Annotated in this window: 8 protein-coding genes and 1 pseudogene; 5 read left to right on the top strand and 4 right to left on the bottom strand. The window is 74.3% G+C overall.

Features of this window, described 5'->3' with window-relative positions:
* Positions 1–348: 348 nt before the first annotated feature.
* Positions 349–1,281 (top strand): type VII secretion system-associated protein, encoded by a 933-nt coding sequence (locus tag IO40_RS35285; protein ID WP_016471892.1) that lies wholly within the window; start codon positions 349–351, stop codon positions 1,279–1,281.
* 254 nt (positions 1,282–1,535) lie between these two features.
* Positions 1,536–2,690, top strand: coding sequence for a type VII secretion system-associated protein (locus IO40_RS38765; protein WP_016471891.1), 1,155 nt, complete (start codon positions 1,536–1,538; stop codon positions 2,688–2,690).
* A gap of 562 nt (positions 2,691–3,252) precedes the next feature.
* On the opposite strand, the gene IO40_RS0112515 is transcribed toward IO40_RS38765, so the two are convergent.
* Positions 3,253–4,536 (bottom strand): adenylosuccinate synthase, encoded by a 1,284-nt coding sequence (locus tag IO40_RS0112515; protein ID WP_016471890.1) that lies wholly within the window; start codon positions 4,534–4,536, stop codon positions 3,253–3,255.
* Positions 4,537–4,923: 387 nt separating this feature from the next.
* On the opposite strand from IO40_RS0112515, the gene IO40_RS0112510 reads away from it, so the two are divergent.
* Positions 4,924–5,784, top strand: coding sequence for a diacylglycerol kinase catalytic domain-containing protein (locus tag IO40_RS0112510; RefSeq protein WP_051173645.1), 861 nt, complete (start codon positions 4,924–4,926; stop codon positions 5,782–5,784).
* Positions 5,785–5,879: 95 nt separating this feature from the next.
* On the opposite strand, the gene IO40_RS0112505 is transcribed toward IO40_RS0112510, so the two are convergent.
* Positions 5,880–6,236, bottom strand: coding sequence for a GbsR/MarR family transcriptional regulator (locus IO40_RS0112505; protein ID WP_078616318.1), 357 nt, complete (start codon positions 6,234–6,236; stop codon positions 5,880–5,882).
* A 14-nt stretch (positions 6,237–6,250) separates the two neighbouring features.
* Here IO40_RS0112505 and IO40_RS0112500 point away from each other — a divergent pair.
* Together IO40_RS0112500 and IO40_RS0112495 are read left to right on the top strand one after the other, a co-directional pair.
* Positions 6,251–7,207: pseudogene (locus IO40_RS0112500) on the top strand (ABC transporter ATP-binding protein); the annotation flags it as partial.
* Positions 7,204–8,880, top strand: coding sequence for an ABC transporter permease (locus IO40_RS0112495; RefSeq protein WP_031175429.1), 1,677 nt, complete (start codon positions 7,204–7,206; stop codon positions 8,878–8,880). The pseudogene IO40_RS0112500 and the gene IO40_RS0112495, both read left to right, overlap by 4 nt.
* Before the next feature lie 44 nt (positions 8,881–8,924).
* Here the strand turns inward: IO40_RS0112495 and IO40_RS33495 are convergent, their stop codons facing one another.
* Together IO40_RS33495 and IO40_RS0112485 are read right to left on the bottom strand one after the other, a co-directional pair.
* A complete protein-coding gene (locus tag IO40_RS33495) occupies positions 8,925–9,530 on the bottom strand; it encodes a MarR family winged helix-turn-helix transcriptional regulator (protein WP_031175428.1) in 606 nt (201 codons plus the stop codon).
* Positions 9,527–10,111, bottom strand: coding sequence for a DJ-1/PfpI family protein (locus tag IO40_RS0112485; protein ID WP_016471884.1), 585 nt, complete (start codon positions 10,109–10,111; stop codon positions 9,527–9,529). Before IO40_RS0112485 ends, IO40_RS33495 begins: the two co-directional genes overlap by 4 nt.
* Positions 10,112–10,183 lie beyond the last annotated feature (72 nt).

Below are 10,183 nucleotides of genomic sequence, written 5' to 3'. Positions count from 1 at the left end.
CAGCCTCAGCCCCCGGCCCAGGCACCGGCCGGCCCGAGTGCTTACCCGGTCGCCGTGCTCGAAGACCGAGATCCGCCCGGTGACAGCGGACGGCGAGCAGCCCGAGCAGGAAACGGACAGAAAGCGAGGTGAGTGGCGGGAAGCCGACGCGGCTGGAGTTCCCTCGGGGTCCAGCCGCGGGAGGTGCCCGCCCCCGAAAGTCCCAGAAGCCGCAGGAACCACACACCAGCTGACACAGCACAAACGAAGGAAACCGAACGGAAACCAGTAGGCGCGTGCCCATGCCGCCGCGCACTCCGCAGGATTCCGCACCATCGTTGGCACGAACGACCGGACAGAGGAAGAACAGTGAGCGAGACGCAGGAGACCACCGAAGCCACCGACGCCCCCGAGCAGGCGGTGGAGGCCGGTCAGGGGTCCCCGGAGGATATAGCGGGCGCGTCGGAGAACATGCCGCCCGTCCCGGAGGAGATCCGCGAGGCGGGCCGGCTGGCCCCGGACCACTGGCTGGGGATGGTCGATCCGACGTGGCAGGGCGAGGGGCCGCCGCCGGCGTGGGCGCTGGTGGGGCAGTGGCGGTCGAGCCCGGAGGGGGAGATCGTCGAGTGGCAGGACAACGAGGAGTACCAGCCCTCGCCGAAGGCCCTGGGGTGGCCGGAGCCCGCGGATGACGTGGACGCGGCGGTGCAGTTGGCGGCGACCGGGTACGGGCCGGGCGAGGACGTGACCAAGGCGCTGGCCGCGCTGGACGAGGTCGCGGTCTTCGTCACTCCGAACGGCGACCCGTTGCCCGCCACCGCACCGGACGGTGAGACGGCGGTGGTGCCGGTGTTCACGTCGCCGGTGTATCTGCACACCTCCGGCCGGCTCGCGTTCGCGCTGCACCCGGTACGGAAGGTGCTGGAGCAGTTGCCGGAGGGGCATCTGATCTACCTCAACCCGTCGGCGCCGGTGAGCATGACGGTGGAGACGGAAGCGCTGCGTGAGGCACTCGGCGACACCGAGCTGACGGGGAGCGAGGACGAGGCGGCCGAGGGGGAGGGCCGGGACAAGGTACCGGCAGTGGTCGGCAAGGGCATTCCGGTGCTGGGCGAGGCCGGGGCCGGGAAGTCGGGGGCGGCGAAGAAGACGAAGGCGACGAAGTCCTCCGAGAAGGCGAAGCCGGCCGGCAAGGCGAAGGCGTCCGAGAAGGCCCGGGCGTCGGACGCCGACGGCAAGGGCGGCGGGAAGAAGGCCGGCAGCGGGGCCGGTTCCGACGACGAGGCCGCAGAGGAGAGCTGAGCTCCGCAGTTCACCGGACGGCGGTGCGGCGTCCACCTCCTGCACCCGGCCCCGCCCGGCCCCGCACGGCCGGGTACGGGCCGGGCAGCAGCCCGCGCGGACGCCCGCACCGCCCCGCGTCCGGTCCGTCCGGCCCGTACCCGCCCCCGTTCGGCCTGCTGCCCGCCCCACGGACCCGAGGAGCGCTCGCCCGGACGGACGGCCGGGACCGCCCCCGCTCACGCACGCTCATCCGACCTGTGGAGACTCCCACCATGGCAACGTCCCCCAACGACCGCGATTCCATCCTGGGCGCGGGCTTCGACATCGACCCGGAGAACGTCCCGGAAGATCCCCCGGAGCGCACGTCCTCCCCAAGCGGCTCCACCCACTCGGCTCCCGTCGCCCCGCCCACCCCGCCCGAGGAGCCGTCGGAGGGCGCGGAACAGCCCGCCGACTCCGCTGACGCGGCGGGCTCCCCGGAGAACTCCGAGCCGCCTTCCGCTCCCGAGGACCGGCCGGCCGGTTCGACGGAAGCAGCCGGGACGGCCGAAGCAGAGATACCCGAAACAGCCCGAGCAGCCGAGACAGCCGAAACCACCGCCGGTGCCGGCCCGGACGGCGAGGGGGCCGCTGCGGAAGCGGCGGCGGCGCCCGTCGCGGACCGGGCTTCCTCCGCGAGGAGCGAGGAGACGGCGGACGGCGGGGAGGACAGCGGGGCGGACGGGACCGCTGACGGGCCCGAGCCGGAACCCGAGCAAGGGCCCGAGCCCGGGTCCGAGGAGCAGAAGCCGATCAAACTCCTCGTGCAGCGTGGTGAGGAGGGGTTCCCGGAACCGCCGGAGGACATCGTGGAGGCCGCCAAGGTCGCCCCCGACCACTGGCTGAACGTGGTGGACCAGCACTGGAAGCCGGAGGACGGCCAGGCCCCGCCGATGTGGGCCCGGCTGGGGCGCTGGCGCAGCGACGAGCACGGCGAGATCGTCGAGTGGGAGCACAATCCGGAGTACCGGCCCTCTCCGGAGCGCCTGGGCTGGCCGAAGCCGCACGGCGAGGTGGATGCCGCCGTGCAGCGCGCGGCGACCGGCTACGGGCCGGAGATCGCCGTGGTCGAGGCGCTCGCCGGTACCGAGGTGGCGGTGTGCGTGGACGAGGAGGGGAGGCCGGCCCGCTCCGAGGCCCCCAACGGCACGACGGCGGTCGCGGTCTTCACACCGGGGGCCGAGTTGCCCGAGGGGCAGGAGATGCCGGCGCACGAGGTCATGCACGTGGACCGGCTGCTGGATCAGTTGGCGGACGGCGAGGAGGTGCTGTTCCTCAGCTCCACGGCCCCGGTCGCGCACCTGGTCGACCCGGCCGAACTGCGCGACATGGGCGAGCGGAAGCAGCCGGCGACTCAGGGCGCGGCGGAGGGCGGGGCAGCCCGGTGACGGCTTGACCCTTGCGGGGCCCCGAGGGCGACGCTCAGGGGCGGCCGGGCAGTGGCGGCGGCCCGCCCGGCAGCCCCGCGGGGCTCCGGAGCGGCGCTCGGGCTTCGGGCCCTGCCTGCCGAACCCCGGGCCCTGGCGCCGTCCGCCGGCGTTCTGCCCGGTCGCCCTGCGGTCCCCATGGCGGCGCTCAGGGCTCTCGGCTCGACCCGCCGGACGATCCCGGCCCTGACGTAATCCGCCCAGGGGCATGCCCGCTCGCTCACCGGTCGCACTCCCTGGACGGCGCCCCGAAGCAGCGCCCCCCGAGGCGACGACCCCGCGCGCGGCGGACGGCCCCCACGGCGCAACGGGCCCCCGCGCGACGCAAAGCGGCCACCGCGCACGCAACGGACCCGCGCACGCAAAGCAACCCCCACGCACACAAACGCGGCCGTACGACCCAACCAGGTCGTACGGCCGCGCGTGGTAGTGCCAGTCCGGCCACTCCGGCGGCCAGTCCGGCCACTCCGGCGGCCGGTCCGCCGGGCCGGTGGACCGCCGGTGCGCCGGTCCACCGGTCCGCTCAGATGAACGAGTTGATCTGGATCGTCTCGTCGCGGCCCGGGCCGACGCCGATGGCGGAGATCGGGGCGCCCGACATCTCCTCCAGCGCCTTCACGTACGCCTGCGCGTTCTTCGGCAGGTCGGCGAAGGTCTTGGCCTTCGTGATGTCCTCGCTCCAGCCCGGCAGGTACTCGTAGACCGGCTTGGCGTGGTGGAAGTCGCTCTGGTTGTAGGGCAGTTCCGTGGTGCGCTCGCCGTCGATCTCGTAGGCGACGCAGACGGGGATGCGCTCCCAGCCGGTGAGCACGTCCAGCTTGGTGAGGAAGAAGTCGGTCAGGCCGTTGACGCGGGTCGCGTAGCGGGCGATGACCGCGTCGAACCAGCCGCAGCGCCGGTTGCGGCCCGTGGTGACGCCGAACTCGCCGCCGATGCGGCGCAGCGCCTCGCCGTCCTCGTCGAACAGCTCCGTCGGGAACGGGCCGGCGCCCACGCGGGTGGTGTACGCCTTGAGGATGCCGATGACCCGGCTGATCTTCGTCGGGCCGACGCCCGAGCCGGTGCAGGCGCCGCCCGCCGTCGGGTTGGACGAGGTGACGAACGGGTACGTGCCGTGGTCCACGTCCAGCAGCGTGCCCTGACCGCCCTCGAACAGGACGACCTTGTTCTCGTCGATGGCCCGGTTGAGGATCAGCGTCGTGTCGGCGACGTAGCCCTTGATCTGCTCGGCGTAGCCCAGCAGCTCCTCCACCACCTGCTGCGCGGAGATCGCGCGGCGGTTGTAGAGCTTGGCCAGCACCTGGTTCTTGAAGTCGAGCGCCGCCTCGACCTTCTGCATCAGGATCGATTCGTCGAACAGGTCCTGGACGCGGATGCCGACCCGGTTGATCTTGTCGGCGTACGTCGGGCCGATGCCGCGCCCGGTCGTACCGATGCGCCGCTTGCCCAGGAACCGCTCCGTCGTCTTGTCGAGCGTCGCGTGATACGGCGTGATCAGGTGCGCGTTACCACTGACCAGCAGCTTGGAGGTGTCCACGCCGCGCTCCTGGAGCCCGCTCAGCTCGGAGAGCAGGACCGAGGGGTCGACGACGACACCGTTGCCGATCACGGGGGTGCAGCCGGGGGAGAGGATCCCGGAAGGGAGCAGGTGCAGTGCGTATTTCTGGTCGCCGACGACGACCGTGTGGCCGGCGTTGTTGCCGCCCTGGTAGCGCACCACGTAGTCCACGGACCCACCGAGCAGGTCGGTGGCCTTTCCCTTGCCTTCGTCACCCCACTGAGCACCGAGCAGCACAAGTGCGGGCACAGGCGTACACCCCTTTCGGGCGGGGCATGTCCCACGTGCGTGGCGCTTTTCGCCAACGCGAGAGCCGCAGGTCGGTACCCCGGATAGAGGAAGCCCCTGGCGCAACAGCGACAGGGGCTCTTGCACCGAGAGATTACCGAACAATTCTCCCGGGTGACGAACAGGGGAGTGCTCCGCCTCGGACGGACGTACGAACCAGCACCACCTCGGTACCGAGCGGAATCACGCCGATTCTCTCGGTGTCCCCCGGGCTCAGGAGGAAGGATCGTGGTGTCGGCTCCAGATTCGGCGAGGCCGCCCGCCAGGCCGCCGGCGTGTCCGGCGCACGGGAACGCGCCCCGGACGGCGGACGCGGAACCGGACCCGGCGGCGGCGACGCCACTGCTCGTGGTCGTCGATCCCGTCGCCCGGCTGACCGACGGCGAGTCCGTGCGGATCGCCCGGGATGTGCTGCGCGCCGGGAGTCCGGGCATGAAGCTGCGGCTGGCCGACGGGGTCGAGGACACCGCGCGGGCCCTGGCCCGGCACGGCGGCCGGCGCCCCGTACTGATCGGGAACGACCGGGCCCTGCTGCGCACGGTCCGGTTCCTGCACGACGAGCGGGATCTGGAGCGCACGGCGCTGGCGGTGGTGCCGGTCGGCAACGGTCCCTCCGTCGCGCTGGCCCGGAGCCTGGGGCTGCCCCTCGACGCGGTGGCGGCGGCCCGCACGGTGCTGCGGGGCGGGACACGGCCGCTGGACCTGCTGGTCGACGACGAGGGCGATGTCGTCCTGGGCGGGCTGCGCGTCGAGCGCCCCGCGCCGCCCGCCGCCCCGGCGCCCTCCCGGCAGGGGACGGTGCCGCCCGGGCTGCCGCTGCGCCGGCTGTGTCACACCCTGGCGCGGACGGTGCTGCCGCAGACCGCCGCGCGCGGTGGGCGGCGCCCTCCCGAGGCTTCCGCGCGGCCGGAGCCGGCCGCGCACCGGCTGCGGGTGGAGGCCGACGGTGCCCTGCTGGCCGGTCCGGACCGGCCGCTGGCGGAGCTGTCGGTGCGGGCCGACCAGGGCGGCGGGCTGGCGGAGGTCGTCGCCCGGCCGGCGGGGGATGCGGCGCCGCTGCGGGCGCGGGCCCGCCGGGTCACCGTGACGGCCTCCGGTGACGGGTTCCGCTACCGGCCCGACGCGGACGGTCTCGCCGGTCCGGCCGTGACCCGCACCTGGACGCTGCGGCCCGGCGCCTGGCACCTCGTGCTCCCGCCCGACGGCTGAGGCGGGCGGGGCCGGCCTCCAACCCCGGACGAGGCGGCCCGACGTTTCCGACCGAGGGGGCGGGGCCGGGCGCGTCCTGTGGCGCCGGACGGGTCTCAGCGGGAGTTGTGCCAGCGTTCGAGGAGGGTCCCCAGTTCCTTCCGCAGGAAGGCGAGGAACTCCGCGCTCTCCGCCAGCCGACGGCCCCCGGGGGTGTTGCCGCCGAGGGCGTCGGCACCGGTGTTCAGGGTGGTCAGCCAGCGGCTGAGGAGAGTGTCGCGGTGGACGAACGAGGTGTACCAGACGTCGGTGTGCAGCAGGTAGCGCTCGCGCCGGGAGCCCGGGTCGCGCTGCCGGGAGATCATGCCGGCCTGGGAGAGGTAGCGGACCGCGCCGGAGATGGCGGCCGGGCTGGCCTGGAGACGTTCGCTCAGCTGGGCTGAGGTGAGGGCGCCGTCCTCGGAGGCGAGCAGGCAGGCGAAGACGCGCGGGCAAGTCCACGACCCTGCGCATCCTGCTGGGCCTCCTCCGCGCCGACACCGGCACCGCCCGGCTGCTGGGCGCCGACCCGTGGGAGGACGCCGTCGCCCTGCACCGGCGGCTGGCGTACGTGCCCGGCGACGTGGAGCTGTGGCCCAATCTGACCGGCGGCGAGGCCATCGACCTGCTCGCCAGGCTGCGCAACGGGCACGGCGGAGGGAAGCGCCCCGGCTCCGGACGCGCGCGGGCGGCCGGCGGGCTCGACGAGCGCAAACGGGCCGACCTCATCGAGCGGTTCGACCTGGACCCGACCAAGAAGGGCCGCACCTACTCCAAGGGCAACCGGCAGAAGGTCGCCATCGTCGCCGCGCTCGCCTCCGACGCCGAACTGCTGCTGCTGGACGAGCCGACGGCCGGGCTCGACCCGCTGATGGAGGTGGTCTTCCAGGACGTGGTGCTCCAGGCGAAGGCCGAAGGCCGCACCGTCCTGCTCTCCAGCCACATCCTGTCCCAGGTCGAGAAGCTGTGCGACCGGGTGAGCATCGTCCGGCAGGGCAGGACGGTGCAGTCCGGGACGCTCGGCGAGATGCGGCATCTGACGCGCACCACGATCGAGGCCGAGACCGACCGGCCGCTGGACGGCCTGGACGGACTGCCCGGCATCCACGACCTGCGCACGGACGGGAACCGGGTGCGCTTCGCCGTGGACGGTGCCCATCTGGACGCCGCCGTCCAGCGGCTGAGCCGACTGGGCGTCCGCAGCCTCGTCAGCCATCCGCCGACCCTGGAGGAGCTGATGCTGTGTCACTACGGCGACGAGCTGGCCGGCAGCGGGCACCGGCCCGGGGCGACCGGTGCCCCCTCCGCCCCGGACGCCGCGACGGAGAAGACGGGGACGACGAAGAAGACGGAGACGACGGAGACGACGGAGAAGACGGAGAAGACGGGGGGCGGCGCACGATGAGCGCCCTCACCGACACCGCGGCCCGCACCCCGGCCGCGGGCCGCGGCCGGGACGGACAGCAGGTGCGCGGCGGCACGGCGCTGGCCGGGGCAGGCACCCTGCTGCGCTTCGCGCTGCGCCGCGACCGGCTGCGGCTGCCGGCCTGGGTGCTGGCGGTCCTCCTCGTCGCCCTGTCCGGCACCAAGAAGGCCGCCGAACTGGCGCCGGACGATCCGGCCGAGGCCGCCGACATGGTCAGCACGCTCAACAGCCCGGCCATGCTCGCCATGACCGGGCCCGGCCACTACCTGTCCGAGCTGACGCCCGCCTCGGCCTTCAGCATGCTGATGCTCGGCTACGGGGCGCTGCTGGCCGGGCTGATGAGCGTGCTGACCGTCGTGCGGCACACCCGCGCCGACGAGGAGACGGGCATCGCCGAACTGGTGCGCTCGGGCGTGGTGGGGCGGCACGCGCCGCTGACGGCCGCACTCGGTGCCGCCTTGGCCGCCGACGTGGCGCTGGGGCTGCTGTTCGCGGTGGCACTGCCGGGCGCCGGCATCGAGGGGGTGACAGCGGGCGGGGCACTGCTGTTCGGCGCCGCGCACACCGTGGCGGGCCTGGTGTTCGCGGGGGTCGCCGCCGTGACCGTACAACTGGCCGGGCACGCGCGGGCCGCCTCCGGCATGGCGCTGACGGCCCTGGGCGCCGCCTACGCGCTGCGCGCCGCGGGCGACGTGGGCGGCGGCACGCTCTCGTGGCTCTCCCCGCTCGGCTGGGTGCAGCGGACCTACCCGTTCGTGGACGACCGCTGGTGGCCGCTGCTGCCGGGGCTCCTCCTGGCGGGAGCGACCGCCGCCGCCGGGTACGCGCTGAGCACCCGGCGGGACGTGGGCGCCGGACTGCTGCCGCCGAGGCCCGGCCCACCGGGCGCCTCCACCGCGCTCACGCACCCGTTCGGCTTCGCACTGCGGCAGCACCGGGGGCTGCTGGTGGCGTTCGGGGCCGCGCTGCTGCTGCTCGGCGCCATGTACGGCTCCCTCCTGGGCCAGGTGGAGGACATGCTCGCCGACATGGGGGACCTGCGGAAGGTGATCGCCGAGGCGGGCGGCTCCCTCGTCGAGTCGTTCGCCGCGACGGTCCTGCTGGTGGTGGCCGTCGTCGCCTCCCTGCACGTGGTGCTGGCCACGCTGCGCCCCCGCGCGGAGGAGACCGCGGGACGAGCCGAACCCCTGCTGGCCACCGGTCTGTCCCGCACCCGCTGGCTCGGCGCGCACCTGGCGGTCGCGTTCGGCGGCGGCGCCCTGGTGGTGCTGGCCGGGGCACTGGGGCTGGGCCTGGCCGGTGCCGCCTCGGCGCACGACGGGGGGCTGGTGGTGCGGATGCTGGGCGCGGGCCTGGCGTACGTGCCGGCGCTGTGGGTGGTCGGCGGGGTGGCGGTGCTGCTGTTCGGCTGGGCACCGCGCGCCGTACCGCTGGCCTGGGCCGTTCCCGCGTACGGCTTCGTCGTCGGCTACGTCGGCTGGCTGCTGGACCTGCCCGGCTGGACCGGGGACCTCTCGCCCTTCGGCCACGTCCAGCAGCTCCCGGCGGACGAAATGCGCTGGACGCCGGTACTGCTGCTGACCCTGGTGGCCGCCGCCCTGGTCGCGGCGGGCCTGGCCGGGTTCCGGCGGCGGGACCTGGAGACCAAGTAGCCGGTCCCTCCCGCCCGTCGGGGGCGGGAGGGACCCGGTGCGGCTCAGTCGTCCGGGTGCAGTGCCTCCATGGCGGCGGTCAGCCGGTGCAGGGCGTCCGCGACCTGGGCGAACTCCTGCGGGCCGCCCAGCTGCCGGCACAGCCGCCGGGCCAGGTCGGTGTGGCCGGGGACGGTGTTCTCGATCGCGGCCCGGCCCTCGTCGGTGGGGGTGAGGAGCTTGGCCCGGCGGTGGGCCGGGTTGGGCTCGTACGCGGCCAGGCCGCGCTCGACCAGGAGGTCGGCGATGCGCTGGACGCTCTGCCGGGTGATGCCCATGGCGCGGGCTATGCCGGAGACGGGCAGCGGTTCGCGCAGTACGGCGCCGAGCACCTGCCACCAGGCGGCGGTGAGGCCGGCGGGGCGGGCGATGCGGTCGGAGGCGGCCAGGAACCGGCCGTTGAGCCGGAAGACGCCCAGCGCGGTCTCGGTCAGCAGCTCCGTCTCCGACCGGGGCGCCGTCTCCGGCCGGGGCTCCCTCGCCGACCGGGGCGCCGTCTCCGACCGGGTGGCGCCGACGTCGCCCACGGCTGCCGGGCCCGTACCAGTACCCGTACTCGTACCCGTGCCGTCGGCGCCGGTGTCCGCGCCGTGCGTGTCCGGCCCGCTCACGACTGGGCCGCCGCGAAGACCGCGTACGCCTCCGGGTCGGAGTGCTGGTGCAGCCGGTAGAAGGCGTCCACGACGGGCGGATCGTAGGTGCCGAGGCGGGCCAGGATCTCGCGGGCGAAGGCGACCGGCGCGGTGGGGCCTGCGGTGATCAGGTCGCCGTCGGTGACCGCGTCGGCGTCGCGGTAGTGGGCCGCGCCGGAGTAGCCGTTGGCCGCCTGGAGGAACTCGGGTGCCGCGCTGGTGTGGGCCCTCTCGTCGAGCAGGCCCTCGTCGGCGAGCCCGAAGACGGCTCCGCAGATGGCGGCGACGGGGACGCCGGCGTGCAGGAACTCGCGGGCGGTGTAGGCGAAGTCGGCCAGTGCGCCGGCGGTCCAGCCGTCGGCGCCGGGGAGGATGAGCAGCTCGCTGTCGGCGGGGCGCAGGGCGTCGAGCGTCATGTCGGGCTCGATGCGCAGCCCGCCCTTGGTGACGACGGGGGCGGCGGTGAGGCCGACGGTGGTGACGCCGCCGGGCAGGTGGGCGACGGCGTGGCCGTACTCCCAGTCGGCGAGGGTGTCGTACACGGCGAGGTGGACGGTCATGGCGGCCTCCGGGGGCGCTGGGAAAGGGACGACAACCTGCCGTGGTGACAGCTTGCTGTCTTGTTGTCAGTA

The organism is Streptomyces albus subsp. albus, assembly GCF_000725885.1.
GTDB classification, from domain to species: Bacteria; Actinomycetota; Actinomycetes; order Streptomycetales; family Streptomycetaceae; genus Streptomyces; species Streptomyces albus.
This window is presented reverse-complemented; position numbering and strand designations above follow the sequence as displayed.